The organism is Streptomyces sp. NPDC093261, from assembly GCF_044753645.1.
Classification (GTDB): Bacteria; Actinomycetota; Actinomycetes; order Streptomycetales; family Streptomycetaceae; genus Streptomyces.
The window spans coordinates 25,024-42,614 of sequence record NZ_JBIVNO010000011.1 but is presented as its reverse complement, the minus strand read 5'-3'; the positions used below and the strand labels follow the sequence as shown (position 1 = coordinate 42,614).

Sequence of the window (17,591 nt, the reverse complement as noted above, 5' to 3'; positions counted from 1 at the left end):
ACGCCGGGGAGCGCCTCCGACCGGTGCGGCCGACACGCGCCCCGTGTCAAACCGCGTTCAGGCCTCCGTCGACCACCAGGCTCTGCCCGGTGATGTAGGAGGCGCGGTTGGAGAGCAGGAAGGCGACGGCCTCGGCCACCTCCCAGGCGGTGCCCTGGCGTCCGAGCGGTATACGCGTGAACGAGGTGGCACGCGACGCCCGCCGGGCCGAGGCCTCGCGGCCCATCGGGGTGTCGATCAGGCCCGGGACGACCAGGTTGGCCCGGATCCCGCGCGGGGCACCCTCTTTGGCGACGTGCCGGGTGAGTCCGAACAGGCCCGCCTTGGAACTGTCGTAGGCGGGCGAGTCGGTGGCCGCGCGCAACCCCGCCACGGAACCGACGAAGACGATCGATCCCCCGTCGGCGATGGCGGGCAGTGCGTACTTGGCGGCAAGGAAGGGAGCGCCCAGATTGAGCGAGAGCACCCGCTCCCACTGCTGCGGTGAGGTGTCCGCCAGGCCCGCACCGAGCCCGATGCCGACGTTGACCACGAGCGCGTCCAGTGCGCCCAGTCCTCGGACGGCTTCGGCGACCATGGCCGAGGACTGGCCGGGATCGGTGGCGTCGCCGACCAGGGACAGGCCGCGGGCGCCCTCCGCACCGACCAGGGCGGCGGTGGCCGCCGCGGCGGAGGGGGAGACGTCGGCGCAGGCCACGCGGGCTCCCTCGCGGGCGGCGAGCACGGCCACCGCCCGACCGTTGCCCACCGGGGCCTTCGGATCGTCGCTCGGGCGGGTGCCCGCGCCGACCACCAGTACGTTGCGGCCGGTCAGCAGGCCGACCGGGCGGCTCGCGGGGTGCCGGGGCTCAGGCATCGGTGTGTGTCCCTTCCGCCGCGTCCGTGCCGGCCCCGGGCAGGGCCTCCTTCTCGTAGCCGGGCTCGAGCCGCGTACCGGCGGAGTTCAGGAAGAACGCGACCATGTGGTATTGACCGACGAGCATGGTGATCTCGATGAGCTGTGTCTCGTCGTGGGCGGCGGCGAGTGCGGACCAGGTGGCCGCGGACAGGCGTGCGTCCCGGTGCAGTTCGTCGGCGGCACGCAACACAAGGGCGTCGGCCGGCGACCACCCCTGGACGTCCGGGCCGGCGCCGACCCGGCGGATCTCCTCGTCGGTGACCCCGGCGGCCCTGGCCAGCGGTACGTGTCGCCCCCATTCGTAACTCGCCCGGGTGTTGTACGCGGTACGCAGGATCAGCAGTTCCCGGGTCCGGTCCGCAAGGCGGCCGTCGCGCAGGAGATGGGTGCCGAACGACAGGAAGTGCCGGAAGAGGCCGGGGTGCCGCACCAGGGTGGTGAAAACGTTGGCGAGGCGGCCGTCGGCGTCCCGGGGGACCGGGGCGAGCAGCTCCCGGGTGAGGGGGTCCCAGCCCTCCTCGGGCAGTGGCGTGAGGCGCGGCCCGGTGTCGGCGGCGGTGCGGCCGGGCCGGTGATGGTGCTCGTCGGTCATGGCGGGTCTCCGTACGGTTCGTCAGGCTGGTCGACAGCACGAGGGCGGGTCCGGGCGGGGGCCGGCCGCGCCTTGCCGCGTACACGCCGACGCGCTCGTCCGCCGCCGTGCCACTGTCCTCCGGGGGGTGGGGGCATGTCGACGGCTCCCTGGCCAAGGCCGGGGGGCGGCATATTGTTCAGGTGCACAACGGCCGGTGCCGAGGGGGAGGTGAGGTCCATGTCAGGACAACCGGGACCGGCGGCGCCCCTCGAGCGGGTGATCGCCGCGATGGCCGCGCAGCAGGGTGAGGTGGGCGGGCGGTTGCACGCGGATCTGACGAGCCACATCCCGTCCTACCGCGCGGTGCCGCGGGAACTCCTCGACCAGATCTGGCACCGGCACTTCGAGCGGGCTCTCACGGTGGTGCGGGAGGGGACGGTGCCCGCGCCGGAGGACTTCGGCGAAGCCGATGTGGCCCGGGACCGGGTCGCCCGTGGCGTGCCGCTCGGCGACGGGCTCCGCGCCTTCCGCAGGGCGCTGAGCGCGATACGGGACCTGTTCATCGCCGAGGCGACCGAACGCGGACTGGACCCCGGCCTCATCGTCGACCGCACCACGTGCCTGTGGGAACTCGCGGACGTCGCGAGCCTGCAGATAGCCGCGGTCCACCGGCAGGCGGAGGTCGCCTCCGCCCTGCTCGACGCCCGCCGCCGCACCGGCTTCCTGCGCGGACTGCTCTACGGAACGCTGAGCGCCGCGGAGATCCACAGCGGCGCGGCGATCTACGGACTGGACCCGTCGCGGCCGTACCGGGCCATCAGAGCCCTCCCGGACGGCGACGTCGGTCCGGACGCGTTCGAGCGTCCCCTGGAGTCCCGCGCCCGCAGGAGCGGCCGGGGCGCGCTGCTCACGGTGTTGGACGACGCGGTCGCCGGAGTCGTGGAGGCGAAGCCGGAGACCGGTGACCTGCGGTTGACGGCCGGGCTCGGCCCGCCGGTGGGCCTGGCCGCGGTGCACCGCTCCTTCCGCACCGCCGGCAGGATGCTGGAGGCCGCCCGAGCCTACGGTCTGCGCGGCGTGTACGACCTGGGTGACCTGTCCTGGCGGGTGGCCGTCGTCGCCGAACCGGAACTCGCCGAGTTGCTGCTCGACCGCTATCTGCGCCCGCTGGAGGCGGAGGGGGAGTTCGGTGCGCTCATCGAGGAGTCGGTGCGGGAATACCTGAAGAGGGGACGGCATGTTCGCGAAGTCGCCCGCCGCGCGCACGTCCATGTCAACACCGTCCGCTACCGGCTGCGCCGTTTCGAGGAGCTGACCGGCACCAGCCTGGACGCTCCGGACACCGCCGTGGAGCTCAGCTGGGCCCTGGCGGCCCGCGAGCTGGGGACACCTCGATGAGGCCGCTTGCACGGCACCAGAGGACCGGCGCGCACGGGGGGCGAACGAGCGAGTGCAAGGTGGTGTCCAGCGGTGGAGAGGCGCATGAAGCAGTCCGGTGAAAGCCGCGAGGATCCATTCACCCCGCGTCTCGCCGCCCTGGCGGTGTTCGACGACCTCGGAGTCGTGGTCGGACGGAACCGGCGGGCCCGGGAACTGCTCGGCCGTCCGGTGGCAGCAGTGATCGGCCGTCCGGGACGGGCGGCTGGTTCGGGGCGCCGAACGTGCGGCACCGCGACGGGCAGTTCGTGGAAATGAGCCTCAGGGCCCAGCCGCACACTCGCCTGACCGTCCCGGGCCGCCGCGGGAGCCCCGCCCCGGTGTCATTCCGCTGCGGCGAGCAGCCGTGCCTCGCTCTCCTCGTACAGCCGCCGGTTCTCCCGGCTGTCGGCGGCACGGCGCCGGTGATCAAGACGGCTGCCCAGCCAGCCCGCCAGATAACCGAACGGGACGGACACAAGTCCGGTGGACTGCATGGGGAACAGGTCGAAGGCGGCGTGCGGGAAGACGGCGGACGGCGTGCCCGAAACGGCCCTGGAGAAGACCATCAGCAGCATCGCGCAGGCCGCCCCGCCGTAGAGGGTGGCGAGCAGGCCGGTGCGCGTGAATCCGCGCCAGAACAGGGAGTAGGTGAGGGCGGGTGCCACCGCCGAAGCCCCTATGCAGATGGCCAGTGTGGTCAGGACCTGGACGTTCCAGTTCTGGACCACGACGGAGAGCCCGACGGCGACCGCCCCCACGGCCACGCTCGCCCACACCGCCACCGTCATCTCCGTGCGCGGCTCCGCCTGCCCCCGCCGCCCCACGTGCGCGAACAGGTCGTGGGCGAGCGACGAGGCCGCGGCCAGGGTCATCCCGGCGACCGACGACAACAAGGTGATGAAGACCACGCCCGCCACGGCCGAGTAGAGCATCGTCGTGGCCACCGAGTCGGGTGCCCCGCCGAGCACCTGCGACAGCATGAGCACCGACGTCCTGCCCTGCGGGTCGGCCGCGGTGATGTACCGCGATCCCACCAGCGCCGCCGCGCCCGTTCCCACGACGATCACGAGCAGGCAGAAGGTGGTGACCGTGCTCACCGCCCACGACATGGAGCGACGGACGGCCGGCACATCCTGCGCGGAGTACAGGCGCATCGTGATGTGGGGCAGGCAGGCCACGCCGAGGACCACGGTGACCTGCAGACCGATGAAGTCCAGCCGTTGACTGGCCGAGGTGCCCAGCTGAAGGCCCTGCTGGAGGAAGGCGGGTCCCGCGCCGCTGCCGCGCTGGGCGGCCCTGAGCAGGTCGCCCGGGCTCCAGCCGAAGCGGTTCAGGACCAGCGCGGCGACCACGGCGCTGGTACCGAGCAGGAGCACGATCTTGATCATCTGAATGAGCGCGGTGCCCCTCATGCCGCCGAGCGCCGCGTAAATGATCATCAGGCTGCCGACCATGACGATGCACGCCGTCCTGGCACCGGTTACGTGCGGCAGCTTCAGGATGAAGGTGAGCAGCGACCCGGCCCCGGAGAGCTGGACGACGAGGAAGGGCAGGGTCGCCGCAAGCGTCACCACGGAGCTGGCGACACGCACCGCACGCCCCGGCATGGTGCGGGCCAGGACGTCGCCCATGGTGAATCTGCCCGCGTTACGCAGGGGTTCGGCCAGCAGGAACATCAGCAGCACCAGGGACAGGGCCGTGCTGACCGCGAGGACGTAGCCGTCGTACCCGGCGAGCGCGACGATGCCGGTGGTGCTCAGCACCGTGGCCGCGGAGATGTAGTCACCTGCTATGGCCAGACCGTTCTTGAGCGGGGTGAGCGAGCGGTAGCCGGTGTAGAAGTTCGTCAGGTCGTCGCGGTCCGGTCCCGCCATCACGCACATCAGCAGCGTGATGGTGACCAGAGCCGTGAACAGCGTGAGGACGATGGCCTGCGTTCCGGCACTGAAGTCGTTCATCTTGCCGCTCCCGCGTTCCGGGCGGTGGCGACCGCCCGCTCCCTGACGGCGCGGGCCAGCGGATCCACCGAGCGCCGGGCGCTGCGTCCGTACCAGAAGACCGCCGCGAAGGTGACCACGAGCTGGAGGACTCCCAGGGCCATTCCCAGGCTCAGCTCCCCGGCGATCCTGGACCCCATCAGGCCCGGCGCACCGCAGGACAGCACGACGTACACCACGAAGGAGCCCAGCGCGGTCAGTGTGGAGATCCGGCGGAGCAGCCGGTAGGCGGAACGGAGGGCGGTCAGGTCCTCACGGTGGGCATGGGTGTGGTGCGCATACGGCTCGTGCCACGTGGCTTGTCCGTACCAGTCGGGTCCTGATGGCGGGTACTGGTTCTCGTCGGCGTATGTCATGGCCTGGCCTGCCTTCCGTCACTGCGCGGATCCGTGGAGGTCAACGAGGGAGGAGGAACGCGCGCACCATACCGACTGGTTGGGATGACTGTCAGTCCCGCCGCGGATCACGTTTCAGGGGCGATGCGGTTGCGCCGGGCGGCGTCCGGCCGACGGCGGATCAACGGGCGGGGTCGAGGAGGATCTTGCGGACACCGGCGGCGCGGCTGTCGAACAGTTCGTACGCCGCGGGGCCGTCGGAGAGGGCGAAGTGGTGGGAGACCACGGCCTCCGGCGTGATCCGGCCGGCCTGGGCCAGGGGGATCAGGGCGGGCAGCTCGTAATGGATCGAGCAGAGCCCGATGGCGAACTCCAGTTCCTTGATCTGGGCCAGTCCCATGTGAAAGGGGAAGGCCTTGCTCTGGCTGACGCCGATGACGCTGACCCTTCCGGCCTGCCGGACGGCTTTCAGGGCCAGCCCGATGGTGGCGTCCGAGCCGACGGCCTCCACCACGGCGTCCGGGCCGCGCCCCGCGGTCATCTCCCGTACGGCCGTCCGCGCGTCCTCGCCCTCCACGGGCTCGACGCCCAGCGTCTCGGCGAAGGCCCGGCGTTCCGCGACCAGGTCCACGCCCAGCACGCGGGCCGCACCCATCATGAAGGCGGACTGCGCGGCCATGAGGCCGACCGGGCCAAGGCCGATGACGAGAACCGTCTCGCCGGGCTGGATGCGGGCTCGGCGGCAGCCGTACCAGGCCGTGGGGGCATTGTCCGTCAGGACGACGGCCGCCTCGTCCGAGATGCCTTCGGGCACGCGCACCAGATTGACATCGGCATGGGGCACGGCCAGGAACTGGGCCTGACTTCCCGGGAGGCCCGGGCTCACTCCGTAACAGAGGTCCGTCGGCGCATGCGCTCGCTCGCACCTGGCGGTGAGTCCCTTCGCGCAGGTTCCGCACAGTGTGCAGCCGACCGAGGCGGGAACCAGGACGCGGTCGCCCTGCTTGAAGCGGGTGACCCGCTCGCCGGTCTCGACGACCACGCCGACGCACTCGTGTCCCGGGGTGTAACCGGTCTTTGGTGTGAACCCGTTGCCGCCGTAGATGTGCAGGTCGCTGCCGCAGATGCCGGCCGTGGTGACCTGGATGACCGCGTCGGTTGGGCTGGTGACGGCCGGGTCGGGGACATCCTCGAAGCGGATGTCGTGGGGGCCGTGGTAGGTCAGTGCCTTCACTGGATTGACTCCCGCAGCGCGCCAAGGCGCCTTCATCACTCATTGATGCACGTGTATTACTTCGGCGGGGCGACGCTAGCATGGGTATCCGTGACAGCACATGAGACGCAGGCCACGTCGCCTCGGAGTCGCAAGGCGGGGGAGACGCGCACCGCCCTCATCCGGGCCGCCGAGAGGTTGTTCGCGGCGAAGGGCGTCGACGGTGCGTCGCTCAACGAGATCAAGCGGGCCGCCGGCCAGCGCAACGCGATGGCCCTGCAGTACCACTTCGGTGACCGTGCGGGTCTGCTGCGCGCCGTACTCGACAAGCACCTCCCGGCGGTGGACGCCCGCCGGGAGGTGCTGCTGCAGCAGTACGAGGACAGTGGCGCCGCGGATCTCCGTTCCCTCGGCGTCGCACTGGTGCTGCCTGCGGCCGCGAAACTCGCCGATCCCGACGGCGGCCGTGAGTTCCTGCAGATCGTGGCCGAACTGCTCAACCGCCCCGAACCCCTGGTCGAGGCCGTCGTGACGGAGGGGTCGAGCATCTATCCCTGGCGGCGCCTGGTGGAACCGCTGCTGGCTCCCGAGTCGACCGCGGTGTTCCATACCCGTTTCACCGCCATGCGGTTCTGTCACGCCGAACTCGCCGCCCGGGCCGCCGGACGCCCCCGCAGGGACGACCGGTTGTTCACCAGCCGTCTGGTCGACCTGGTGACCGCGTTGCTGGCGGCGCCGGTGTCCGCACAGACCGCGCGACTGCTGCGGGACCGGGGCGGCAAGGGCCGGCTCGAGCGGACGGCCTCGACGAACTGACCGCTCCGGCCTTGCGGCGGGCTGGACGGCACCGGGTGTGTGGCATGTGCCGAACATCACGCAGCATGACATACCTACTGGTCGGTACCCTACGGCGAAGCCCTGAACGACAGGAGGCGCGATGTCCGTGACCAACCGACAGATCCGTCTGGCAGCCCGCCCCGTGGGCGAGGTGAAGCCCGAGGACTGGGAACACTGCTCCGGGCCTGTCGAAGAGCCGGGCCCCGGCCTCTTCGCCGGCCGGACGCGCGTCATCTCCCTGGACCCGGCCATGCGGGGCTGGCTGGACGACCGCCCTTCCTACCTGCCGCCGGTGGGCATCGGTGAGGTGATGCGCGCCGGATCGGTCATCGAGGTCACCGCTTCCAGCCACCCCGGCTTCCAGCCCGGTGATCACGTGGTCGGCACCTTCGGTGTCCAGGAATACGTGGTCTCCGACGGCCGGGGCGCCATGAAGGTCGACACCTCGCTCGCCCCGCCGTCCACGTACCTGGGAGCCCTGGGCATGCCCGGCATGACCGCCTACTTCGGTCTGCTGGACGTCGGCGCGCTCAAGGACGGCGAGACCGTCGTGGTGTCGGGAGCGGCGGGCGCGGTCGGCACCATCGCGGGACAGATCGCGAAGGCCAAGGGCTGCCGGGTCGTGGGCATCGCCGGAGGGCCGGAGAAGTGCGCCCTGCTCACCGGCGAACTCGGCTTCGACGCGGCGATCGACTACCGGGCCGACGACGTCAGGAAGGCGCTGCGCGAGCACGCCCCCGACGGCATCGACGTCTACTTCGACAACGTCGGAGGGGACATCCTCGACACCGCCCTGACCCGGCTGGCGATGCACGCACGCGTCGTGGTCTGCGGTGCGATCAGCCAGTACAACAACGCCACGCCGGTCAAGGGTCCCTCGAACTACCTCTCGTTGCTGGTGCGCCGCGCCCGGATGGAGGGCTTCGTCGTCTTCGACTACGTCAAGCGCTACGCGGAGGCGGCGCAGGAGATCTCCGCCTGGATCGGGGCCGGCCGCATCAAGGTCAAGGAACATGTGGTGCGGGGCACCGTGGACGACTTCCCCGAGACCCTGCAGATGCTCTTCCGCGGTGAGAACGTCGGCAAGCTCGTGCTCGAGCTGGCGTGACCGCCGCCGGGGACGTTTTTTCGGGGTGGGCCCTGGGAGCGACCGGGCCCACCCCAGTGGTGCCGGAGCCGACGCCGTCCGGCGGTACCGTCCTACGGCAGGCCTGACGGGCCGTCGGGGTCGCGCTTCACGTCCGCGACGCGCTCCGGTGCGCCCGCACTCCCGCCAGCGCGGTCAGCACCGTGTCGTTGGCGTTCCTGTCGCCGACGGTGAGCCGGAGTCCCTCGCCGGGGTAGTGGCGCGCCTGGACACCGGCTTCGGTGAGTGCCGCGACGCCCGCGTCGACCGGATCGGGCGAGGCGAGCCACACGGAGTTGGCGTGACCGGGGCATACGCGCCAGCCGAGGGACACGAGTTCATCGCGGAGCCGTTCTCGTTCGGCGACGACGGTGTCCACGCGTCGTCGCAGCTCGCCTTCGGCCCGCAGTGAGGCCCGCACCGCCGCTGTCGCCACCGCGTTGATCCCGAAGGGCAGTTGCTGCCGGCGGATCCGTTCGACCAGGTCGGGGGAGCCGATTCCGTAGCCGACCCGCAGGGCGGCCAGGCCGTAGGCCTTGGAGAAGGTGCGCAGTGCCAGCAGGTTGGGGTGCGCGTCCAGGAGGGCGGGCGTGTCCGGCAGGTCGGCGCCGCGGGCGAACTCCACGTACGCCTCGTCGAGGAGCACGGTGATGTGCCGGGGGACCTGACGCAGGAACGCCGACAGCTCCTCGGCGGTGACGAGGCTTCCGGTGGGGTTGTGGGGATTGCACAACACCACGACGCGGGTGTGGTGGTCGAGGGCCGTGAGCAGGGCGCCGAGGTCCTGGCTTCCGTCCGGCGACAGGGGGACGGGGACCGGTCGAGCACCGGCCATGGCGGCCAGCAGGGGGTAGGCGTCGAAGGTGCGCCAGGCGTAGACCACCGTGTCGGCCGGCCGGACCACCGCTTGGAACAACTGCAGGGCCACACCGACCGATCCGCTGCCGACCGCGACGCGATCGGGCGACAGCCGGCACCACGCGGCGATCCGCTCGGTGAGGTCGTCGGGGTGGAACTGCGGATAGCGGTGGGCCTGTGCCACGGCCCGTTCCATCGCCTCGCGTACCGAGGGCAGCGGGGGATAGGGACTCTCGTTCAGGGCAAGCCGGTGCAGTACGGGGATGTCCATGGGCTCAGTCCCGTGCGCCGTGCCAGCGGACGGCGACGGCACCGGCGAAGTCGCCCGCGTGGGCGAATCCCCCGAGCACCAGCAGGTCGCCGTCCGTCACCCGCCCGGAGCCGATCGCCCGGTCCAAGGTGATCGGGATCGCCGCTCCGAACAGATTCCCGTACTCGTCGAAGGTGTTCAGGTGCCGCTCGGCCGGCAGCTGCAGCGCCTCCCGCCAGTTCCGCAGGAAGGTGCGGTTGGGCTGGTTGGTGATGAGGACGTCGATGTCTGTGCTCGACATGCCGAGCCGACGGCACAGGTCCGTGACCACCTCGGGGACGAGACGGTTGCCGCGTGCCAGGACCTTGGCGACGCTGGCGTCGGTGAACCCGATCCGCAGTTGGGACTCGCCCGGCTCCCAGTACTTGCGGCCGTCGTCGACCGCCACGGTCATGTCACCGGCGTACTCGCCGATGTGCCGGGTCTCCACGTCGAGGATCGGCGACTGTGCCGACGTCGTCACGTACCCCACCCCGCACCCGTCGCCCGGGATCGCCGCCTGGGCGAGTTTGCGCACCTCGGACTGGGTGAACCACTGCCCGGCGGCGCTCTGGGCGTTGCAGATCAGCGCGGTCTTCGCGTCGGTGGTGGTGAGGATCTGCCGGGCCAGCTTCAGCATGTACACGAAGGACGCGCAGCCCGCGTTGGCCACGTCGACGAGCCACTCGGGGTTCAGGCCCAGCCGACGGGCCACTTCCGTACCGGCGCCCACGAACGGCAGGTCCGGCAGCTGGCTGTGCACCAACAGCACGTCGACGTCACGGATCTCGGCCGCACCGTGCCGTTCCATCAGGGGCTGTACGGCGCGTTCGACCATGTCCGCGTTGGTCTCGTCCCGGGCAACGTGGTGCCGTGACGGCGGGACCTTGAACATGGGGTGGTGGCGGAGCTTGTCCTCGGCTCCGGGGAAGTCCGTGTAGAACTCCGCGGGGACCGGCTCACCGGGCAGGTAGCTCGCGACGTCGGTGAGGCTGACCGTGGTCACCGCGTCACCGCCCGCGCCGGAGCCGAACCGACGGGCAGGCCGTTGCGGTGACGATGTTCCAGAATGGCCTTGAGGTTGCGCATCTCCACGGTGTGCCCCGCGTAGAAGAGGTCCCAGTAGTCGCCGACCCAGGGTCGGTCCGGGCGGGGAGCCAGCTCGGGGTGCGGGTTGTCGTCGTAGTGGGGGTGCCGGCAGTTGGTCCAGGTGATCACCGAACCCGGCTTGTCGAGCACCAGCCGGGCCGGGACGACCCGCATCAGGTAGATCATCCACAGCTCCTCGCCCTGGTCCCAGGAGCAGTGGTAGTCCACGGTCATGGCCTCGGGGTTCGCGCGCACCCTGCAGTAGATCCTGGTGTCGTCCTCCAGCCGGTCGTGACCGACCCACAGCCCCGGCAGGCCGGTGGGCGCGAAGTCCCGCAGGCTGCAGGTCCACTCCTCCAGATGGTGCCCCTGGCGCAGGTAGTCGTAGGCCTGCTCCGGGGGACAGTCGACGTACTCGTGGATCGTGCAGTACTGCCCGTAGACCTGATGGTGGGGGTAGACCGCGTGAGTGAGTTCCATGCAGTGGGCGGTCAGTTCCTCCTTGCCGGCGTTCTCGATCCGGACCAGACCGGGGATGTCAGCCAACATGGACGACTCCTCGCTCATGTGAACCCTCCTTGCTCTTGGTGGCTTCGGTGGTGGACTGGAAGGGAAGGAACGGGGGTACCTCCCGTGGGTCACAGGACACCTCGACGAACGCCGGGCCGCCGCGCGCGTTGTCGCGCAGCAGCGCCGTGCGCAGGTGTGCCGCGTCGGCGGCTTGGGTGACCTTGAGGGACGGGAAGGCGGCGGCCACTCCGGCGGCGAGGTCGGTCCGGGTGAACAGGTCGTCCTCGCGGACGCCGCCCTGGAAGAGCTCCTCCCTGAGCGCGCACATGGCGTGTGCGTGGTTGTTGAAGATCACGAACGTCACGGGCGCGTCGTACTCCACGGCGGTGTGCACCTCCATCCCGTGCATGAAGAAGGACCCGTCCCCGGCGAGGACGTAGGTGCGTCGGCCGGTGGCGAGCGCGGCGCCGATGCCGGCACCGAAGGTGTAGCCCATGCCGCCCATGCCGACCGCCACCACGAAGCGGCCATGGCGCGGTGCCGGGAGGAGGTGGACGGCGCTGGCCCCCGCGTTGCCGGCGTCCACGAAGACATGTGCGTCCTGGGGGAGTGCGGCCTCCACCGCGGCAACCGCCTCGGCATGGGTGACGGTGTGCTGCCGGGCCGGAAACAGCGGGCTTGGGAGGGGGGTGGGAAGGGGGCCGGCGTGCGGCGGGCAGCGACGTGGGTGCGACGGCAGCCCGGCGGTCACCGCGCGCAGCGCCTCCCGCAGGTTCCCACCCAGTGCGGTGGCCGCCACGAACGGCGGTTCGGGGCCGAGGCAGACGACGTCGGTGGCGGCCAGCGCCCGGTCGAGGCCGCCGCGGGCCAGGAGCGGCAGTCGGGTACCGACCAGCAGGCACAGGTCGGCCCGCCACAGGCAGTCTTCGACGTTGGCGTGACCCATCACCCCGGCCACGCCGGCGAAGCGGGGATCCCGGTTGTCGAAGACGTCCTTGGCGTCCGGGGTGACCGCGACCCATGCCCCGAGGCACCGGGCCAGTTCGGCCAGGCCCCCGCGCGCGTCGGCGGCGGCGACCTCCTCACCGGCGATGATGAGGACGCGTCCAGCCTGGCGAAGGGCGTCGCACACCGCCCGGACGGCGGCTGTGTCGAGCCGCGCCTTTGATGCCCTCGCGGGGTCGCCGCCGGGTGCCGGGGACGCGCGGCGGGCGGGCACCTGGATCCGCGCCTGCTGTACGTCCTTGGGCAGCAACAGCACGGCCGGCCCGCGTGGATCGCCCTGTGCCGCCGCGAGTGCCCGGGGCAGCAACTCCGGGAGCGAGTGCGGGTCATCGACCCGGGCGCAGAACCGGGAGACGGGTGCGAAAACCTCCCGGGCGTCGAAGGAGCCCGCCCTGCCGCTGGAATCCTGGAACGCCCCGTGGCCTGCCTGGCCCATCGGCGGCTGGCCCACCAGGGCCAGCACGGGCACCCGTGAGGCGTACGCCTCCGCCAGACCCGGCAGGAGATTCATCGCCCCGCCGCCCGAGGTGGCCGCGACGACGCCGAGGCGCCTGGTGGTGCGTGCGTATCCGTCGGCCATGGTGACGGCGGAGAACTCGTGTTTGGCGACGACACCGCGGACGGCACCGCCGCGGTGCACTGCGTCGTACAGGTCCTCGATGTTCGCGCCGCCGACGCCGAACATGTGGGTGACCCCGTTCCTGGCGAGCTCCCCGGCCAGATGGTCGACCAGGCGTACCGTTTCTGTCTCGCATAACGCCGAGATGGTGGTGGTCATGCGGGGCTGCTCTCCCTCCCGTGGTGCCGGTCGATGAGGCCGGATGGCGAGATGACCTGAAAGCGGTGCCGGTATTCCCGGGGGGTGAGTCCCAGGGTTCGTCCGAAGGAGCGGAAGAACGTCTCGGTGGCGGCGAATCCGCAACGGCCGGCTATCTGGCTGATGGTCAGGTCTGTGGTCGCCAGCAGTTCGCGTGCGCGGGCGATACGCGTCCGCTCGACGTACTGGCCGGGTGTCGTGCCCACCTGGCGCCGGAAGACCCGGGCGAAGTTGCGTTGGCTCATGTTGGCCTGCCGTGCGATCTCGGCCACGGGCAGCGGGGCGTCCAGGTGGTCCAGAATCCACTCCTGCGCCGCACGGATCGGCGGATGGTCGGCCAACTGGGCGTCGAGGAGGGCGCTGTACTGGGACTGTCCTCCGTGCCGCTTGAGGAACAGCACGAGAAACCGTGCCGTCTCCAGCGCGAGCGCCGATCCGTGATCGGCCTCCACCAGAGCCAGCGCCATGTCGATGCCCGTCGACACGCCTGCGGAGGTCACGAAGGGGCCGTCCCAGACGAAGATCGGCTCGGCGTCCACCGTCACGTCCGGATAGCGGCAGGCCATCGCCTCGCTGTACGCCCAGTGGGTGGTGGCACGTCTGCCGTCGAGGAGGCCCGCCTCGGCCAGCAGAAAGGACCCGCCGCACACGGAGGCGACTCTGCGCGACCGGGCGGCCGCCCTCCCGATCCAGGACACGAGCACCTGGTCCCCGAGCGCGTCGTTCAGACTCCATCCGCCCGGCACGAGGAGCGTGTCGATCGGACCCTCCCCCGCCTCCAGTGGCGAGGCCTCCATCACCACCCCCGAACTCATGCGCACCACTGGTGCGTCGGCGGAGACGAAGTCGGTCCGGTACGGGATGCCCGAGGGGCCCAGGAGCCGGTTCGCGGTATCGAACACTTCAATCGGTCCGGTGATGTCCAGGGACATGGCGCCCGCGTACACCACCACAACAACACGTCGCTCCAACACGGTTACAGCCTGTATCGCGGGCCACACTGGCTGCAATGACAGATTATTGACGCATCCGGCCAACAAGCGGCGCCGGACCGGCGAGAAGGGCGCTGGCAAGGCGATTCACGGGCTGCCCGGCCGACGGTGGGTGAGGCAGCTCACAGGGCGTCGGCACGGCGGCGCGCCGCACCGCGGAAGCCGTCGCCCTGACGGGCCGGTGACGAACCCGGCCCCTTTGCGGCCGACACACCCGGCGCTGTGACGCGGGTGGAGCGCCGGCGCGCTCCGAAGGTCCGGCGCCGGACACCTCGAACCCGGACCAGGCCGTGGCCGGTGGCGATGGCGTCCGCCGGGTGGTGTAGCCGATCAAGGCGCCGGAATCCGCAGTTCGGGGGCTGCGATTCCACCGGACCGGGGCTTCAACCGGCCTCAGCAGGGCGCCTCGCGGACTGCCGCCTCTGCGGAGATCGCCAGGTGCCTCGTGCCGGAACGCGTAGTCCTTGATCCCCTACACCACGACGCGGGACACGACCCCGGTGGCCGTCCCAGGGAATCACCATCCGACCGCCGGGATAGGCGGGGTAGGGGATGATCTGGGCCGCGTAGGTGGCGAACGTGCGAAGGATCGCCCGGAAGGGACGTTGAACGCGTGCAGGCGACCATGAGGTCCCTCGGCCCCGGCCCGCGTTGAGCTACTCCTGACCCTCTGGTTCGATGAAGACACCGAGTTGGAGCAATACTGACGGTCACACCGACAAGTCCGCGGCGCGCAAGACCGCAGCGTGGAACGGAGCCCAAGGAGCACCTCTGGTGATCGACGAACCCACATTCCGGACCTTCGGTGCGGCTGGCGACCACGAGTCCGGTGAGTCCCCCGTGCACCGCCTCGCCGGGATCTCGGTACCGCGCAAGGTCGGCCCGTATTTCACCACTCTCGACCGCGACCCGGTGACGCTCGGCGCGTACGCCGCCGCAGCCGGGCGCCGTGTCGCCCGCGAAGAGTGCGTCTCCTGGGCGCGGCTGGGCAGCGACGGCGGTTTCGAACTGTGCGCCGACCCGCGTGGCGCCGTATGGGCGGTGCTGTTGGACTACGACGAGGAGCGGCGGTTCGTGAGCTCCTCCCCGGAGGCCTTCGCCTCCAGTCTCGTGGAACTGGCTGACGCCCTGCGCCTCATCGTCACCACCGACCAACCCGCCGTGGCTTCCTCAGCGTTCGAGACCCTTCGGGAACGCCTGCACGCCTGCGACCCGTCGGCTTTCGGTGACCGAGAGGACTGGTGGCCCCGGGTCCTGGACGACATCCGCGACACCGCAAGCGCGGAGAATTACGCAGCCTTCGAGTATGTCGACGCCGAGCACGGCAAGCGGATCGTCACCCAGGCCGGCGCGATCGCCGCCCATCCCGAAGAGCGGTTGTGGGACAGGCTGCACGCCGCCGGCGTCCGTCCGGAGCAGGTCCTGCGCATCCACACCGACCTGCAGCCCTGCTTCATGCCAGGCCACTACTGCTCTATGTGGCTGGCCGAGGTCTTCCCGCACGCAGAGATGACGCACACCTTCCCCTACGGGGAGTCGGCCGACTCCCGCGCGGAGGGCATCCGCCTGATGCGCGAGAACGCCGGCACTACAGGTGACGGCACGGCGGTGGAACAGTGAGCCTCTCCGCGGCGCCCGCGGGTCCGGACATCACGCGATGGCCGCCCCTCGACGGGCTCACCGCCACCCACGCACCGACCCTGCTCGAATGGGCGGCCTGCGCCCCGCCGGAGAAGTCCAAGCTCTGCCTGGTCCGCGGCGCACGAGGCAGCGGCAAAAGCCAGTTGCTGGCCTGGTTCCTCGCCGGCTCCGCCAGCCATCCATCGACCACGGTCCATGCGACGGTCCTGGCCGAGGGACTCTTCACAGACGCTGTCGCCTGGGAACTCGGCCGCCAACTCGGCTACGGGCCTCTCCCGCCCGAGCGGCTGCTGGAGCGGCTGGCCGTGGACCAAAGGCCGCTGTTCCTGCTAGTGGTGGATCTGCACCGATCCGGCCGCGGACCGGCCGACCGCCCGGCGGCCGACCCAGCGACCCTCGTCCGTGACCTTCTTGCCCCTCTTCTGAACCTGCCGCAGACCCGCGCCGTCATCGAGGTCGGCGACACGGACTTACTTGACAGCCTGGCAGGCGTCGGGCTCGTCACGACTGTCGACGTCGGCGATAAGCCCTTCACGGACGCCGGTGAGGCTCCGACCACGGAAGACGACTCTCCACTTCCACGCACTCCTGACGGTCGCGTGCGCTGGGATGAGGCTTCCGAGTCCGTCCGTGAACATGCCCTGGACCGGGCGCTTGCCGCACCCGACCCTGCGCCCGCCATTGCGGCGCTCGTCAGCGACCCCGGATTCCTGCTCCACGGGTCGACCGTTTCCATCGCCGCATGCCTGGCCGACGAGCGGATCCCCGCCCCGCGAGGCCTTCGACAGACATGGAGGCGAGCCGCGCCTCACCTCTCGGACATCGAGTACCAGACCTCCGAGCGGGCGGCCATACTCCACACAGCCGCTCTGGAACCCAGTCCACTCCTTGCCCGCTACCTGCAGACCCTCCTCGCAGACCACGCCTACGTGGCTATCTGGGCCCGGCAGGACACGGCCGTGAGCGCCCTGACAGCCGTTTCCGGCAAGCCGGGAACGTTGCTGGCCGCTGATCCTTTGGGAAGCCTATTCGAGATGGAGGCTGCCACCGGACGGCACGGCGTCCCCATGCCGCAGACCGCAGCCGGTATGCCCCGCCTCGACGGCATGGCCGCTTGCGCTGAGCACGGCGCACTTCTGCTCAGTGACAACGGCGCACTCCACCACACGGGGGAAGAGCCTGGAGGCGTCCTCGGCCTCATTGCGACCTACCACGGTCAGGCAAGTCTCGGACATCCTGATCTGCTGCCCAGTGCCCTCGGGCACAGCCCTTGCGGCAGGGTCGTCGTCATCGGCGACGAGCAGGGAAGCGTCCACGTATGGGACCTGGAGGCTCCTGAGGCTGCCCCCCTCTCACGTGTCCTGCACGCTGCTCCCATCACTGCCGTCACGTGTGTGGTCCTTCCCGGCGAAGGGCAAACGCTGGTGATGAGTACGGCCATGGACGGCACCGTCCGACTCTGGAAAACCTCCGCAGACCCCATGTCCCGTCCTCTCGAGCAGCGGGCCGCCCTGGCCACTTCCATCGCCACCCAGCAGACTTCCGTCGGCCTTCTCCTCGCCGTCGCCTGGAACGACGCCTCACTGCACCTGTGGCACCTCCCTTCGGGCAAGGTTCGTGTCCTCCCGCTCCTCCTCCCGTGTTCCTCTCTCGCCTGCACCACTGCGCAGGCTGTCCCGGATCATCCGGCCCGCTCTGATTCCTGGCTCTGCCTCACGATCGGGGGCAGCGAAGGCTCCTACGCCCTTAGCCTCAACGCCGCGCGGCTGTGGAGTGGTGAGTGAGACCACGCCACCTCCAGGGGTGCCGGACAGCATGGTGATGTGTACGAGCCGCGCTTTGACGACGTCTCAGCGGTGCGTTCGGCGAGGGCAAGAGATGGGGCAGATGAACGTGGACAACTCAGAAGTCGTCTCGCAGACGCGGACGGCGACGTCTGACCCACCGCAGCGCCGGCGCCCTTCCTCAGCCTGATACACCGCTGGTTACAC

Annotated in this window: 15 protein-coding genes; 5 read left to right on the top strand and 10 right to left on the bottom strand. The window is 70.6% G+C overall.

What is annotated here, in order from left to right; all coding sequences use genetic code 11:
- Positions 1-46: 46 nt before the first annotated feature.
- Positions 47-856 (bottom strand): SDR family NAD(P)-dependent oxidoreductase, encoded by an 810-nt coding sequence (locus tag ACIP94_RS22990; protein ID WP_402428595.1) that lies wholly within the window; start codon positions 854-856, stop codon positions 47-49.
- The gene (locus tag ACIP94_RS22985) at positions 849-1,490 is read right to left on the bottom strand and encodes a carboxymuconolactone decarboxylase family protein (protein WP_402428592.1); all 642 of its coding nucleotides are present in this window, start codon (positions 1,488-1,490) and stop codon (positions 849-851) included. Before ACIP94_RS22985 ends, ACIP94_RS22990 begins: the two co-directional genes overlap by 8 nt.
- A gap of 219 nt (positions 1,491-1,709) precedes the next feature.
- Here ACIP94_RS22985 and ACIP94_RS22980 point away from each other — a divergent pair, with 219 nt between their 5' ends.
- Positions 1,710-2,870 carry a PucR family transcriptional regulator gene (locus ACIP94_RS22980; protein WP_402428588.1) on the top strand — a complete coding sequence of 387 codons (1,161 nt, stop codon included), beginning with the start codon at positions 1,710-1,712 and terminating at the stop codon, positions 2,868-2,870.
- Between the two features lie 362 nt (positions 2,871-3,232).
- Here ACIP94_RS22980 and ACIP94_RS22975 read toward each other — a convergent pair whose 3' ends face one another.
- The 3 genes from ACIP94_RS22975 to ACIP94_RS22965 all read right to left on the bottom strand — a co-directional run bounded on the left by ACIP94_RS22975 (position 3,233) and on the right by ACIP94_RS22965 (position 6,457).
- Positions 3,233-4,849, bottom strand: coding sequence for a cation acetate symporter (locus tag ACIP94_RS22975; RefSeq protein ID WP_402428585.1), 1,617 nt, complete (start codon positions 4,847-4,849; stop codon positions 3,233-3,235).
- Positions 4,846-5,244 carry a DUF485 domain-containing protein gene (locus ACIP94_RS22970; protein WP_402428582.1) on the bottom strand — a complete coding sequence of 133 codons (399 nt, stop codon included), beginning with the start codon at positions 5,242-5,244 and terminating at the stop codon, positions 4,846-4,848. The genes ACIP94_RS22975 and ACIP94_RS22970 overlap by 4 nt, the downstream gene beginning before the upstream one ends.
- A gap of 160 nt (positions 5,245-5,404) precedes the next feature.
- Positions 5,405-6,457 (bottom strand): alcohol dehydrogenase catalytic domain-containing protein, encoded by a 1,053-nt coding sequence (locus tag ACIP94_RS22965; protein WP_402428579.1) that lies wholly within the window; start codon positions 6,455-6,457, stop codon positions 5,405-5,407.
- Positions 6,458-6,547: 90 nt separating this feature from the next.
- On the opposite strand from ACIP94_RS22965, the gene ACIP94_RS22960 reads away from it, so the two are divergent.
- A complete protein-coding gene (locus ACIP94_RS22960; RefSeq protein ID WP_402428576.1) occupies positions 6,548-7,252 on the top strand; it encodes a TetR/AcrR family transcriptional regulator in 705 nt (234 codons plus the stop codon).
- A 121-nt stretch (positions 7,253-7,373) separates the two neighbouring features.
- Entirely contained in the window at positions 7,374-8,381 is a 1,008-nt protein-coding gene (locus ACIP94_RS22955; RefSeq protein ID WP_402428574.1) for an NADP-dependent oxidoreductase, read from the top strand.
- A 127-nt stretch (positions 8,382-8,508) separates the two neighbouring features.
- Here ACIP94_RS22955 and ACIP94_RS22950 read toward each other — a convergent pair whose 3' ends face one another.
- The 5 genes from ACIP94_RS22950 to ACIP94_RS22930 are packed head-to-tail and all read right to left on the bottom strand — an operon-like array spanning position 8,509 to position 13,941.
- Positions 8,509-9,528: a histidinol-phosphate transaminase gene (locus ACIP94_RS22950; protein WP_402428571.1), complete on the bottom strand. Its 1,020-nt coding sequence runs from the start codon at positions 9,526-9,528 to the stop codon at positions 8,509-8,511.
- A gap of 4 nt (positions 9,529-9,532) precedes the next feature.
- Complete coding sequence (locus ACIP94_RS22945) at positions 9,533-10,552, bottom strand: 3-oxoacyl-ACP synthase III family protein (protein WP_402428568.1); 1,020 nt, start codon at positions 10,550-10,552, stop codon at positions 9,533-9,535.
- On the bottom strand, positions 10,549-11,202 hold the full coding sequence (locus tag ACIP94_RS22940; protein WP_402428565.1) for an SRPBCC family protein: 654 nt from the start codon (positions 11,200-11,202) through the stop codon (positions 10,549-10,551). Before ACIP94_RS22940 ends, ACIP94_RS22945 begins: the two co-directional genes overlap by 4 nt.
- Positions 11,174-12,928, bottom strand: coding sequence for a thiamine pyrophosphate-binding protein (locus ACIP94_RS22935; protein ID WP_402428562.1), 1,755 nt, complete (start codon positions 12,926-12,928; stop codon positions 11,174-11,176). The genes ACIP94_RS22940 and ACIP94_RS22935 overlap by 29 nt, the downstream gene beginning before the upstream one ends.
- On the bottom strand, positions 12,925-13,941 hold the full coding sequence (locus tag ACIP94_RS22930) for a GlxA family transcriptional regulator (protein WP_402428559.1): 1,017 nt from the start codon (positions 13,939-13,941) through the stop codon (positions 12,925-12,927). Before ACIP94_RS22930 ends, ACIP94_RS22935 begins: the two co-directional genes overlap by 4 nt.
- A gap of 792 nt (positions 13,942-14,733) precedes the next feature.
- Here ACIP94_RS22930 and ACIP94_RS22925 point away from each other — a divergent pair.
- Both ACIP94_RS22925 and ACIP94_RS22920 read left to right on the top strand, forming a co-directional pair.
- A complete protein-coding gene (locus tag ACIP94_RS22925; protein WP_402428556.1) occupies positions 14,734-15,579 on the top strand; it encodes a nucleic acid/nucleotide deaminase domain-containing protein in 846 nt (281 codons plus the stop codon).
- Positions 15,576-17,384: a hypothetical protein gene (locus ACIP94_RS22920; RefSeq protein WP_402428553.1), complete on the top strand. Its 1,809-nt coding sequence runs from the start codon at positions 15,576-15,578 to the stop codon at positions 17,382-17,384. Before ACIP94_RS22925 ends, ACIP94_RS22920 begins: the two co-directional genes overlap by 4 nt.
- Positions 17,385-17,591: the final 207 nt, after the last annotated feature.

What these genes read in the sequence shown, in the direction of transcription:
- ACIP94_RS22990 (WP_402428595.1), bottom strand. Translation starts at nt 856, where the DNA reads ATGCCTGAGCCCCGGCACCCCGCGAGCCGCCCGGTCGGCCTGCTGACC.
- ACIP94_RS22985 (WP_402428592.1), bottom strand. Translation starts at nt 1,490, where the DNA reads ATGACCGACGAGCACCATCACCGGCCCGGCCGCACCGCCGCCGACACC.
- ACIP94_RS22980 (WP_402428588.1), top strand. Translation starts at nt 1,710, where the DNA reads ATGTCAGGACAACCGGGACCGGCGGCGCCCCTCGAGCGGGTGATCGCC.
- ACIP94_RS22975 (WP_402428585.1), bottom strand. Translation starts at nt 4,849, where the DNA reads ATGAACGACTTCAGTGCCGGAACGCAGGCCATCGTCCTCACGCTGTTC.
- ACIP94_RS22970 (WP_402428582.1), bottom strand. Translation starts at nt 5,244, where the DNA reads ATGACATACGCCGACGAGAACCAGTACCCGCCATCAGGACCCGACTGG.
- ACIP94_RS22955 (WP_402428574.1), top strand. Translation starts at nt 7,374, where the DNA reads ATGTCCGTGACCAACCGACAGATCCGTCTGGCAGCCCGCCCCGTGGGC.
- ACIP94_RS22950 (WP_402428571.1), bottom strand. Translation starts at nt 9,528, where the DNA reads ATGGACATCCCCGTACTGCACCGGCTTGCCCTGAACGAGAGTCCCTAT.
- ACIP94_RS22940 (WP_402428565.1), bottom strand. Translation starts at nt 11,202, where the DNA reads ATGAGCGAGGAGTCGTCCATGTTGGCTGACATCCCCGGTCTGGTCCGG.
- ACIP94_RS22935 (WP_402428562.1), bottom strand. Translation starts at nt 12,928, where the DNA reads ATGACCACCACCATCTCGGCGTTATGCGAGACAGAAACGGTACGCCTG.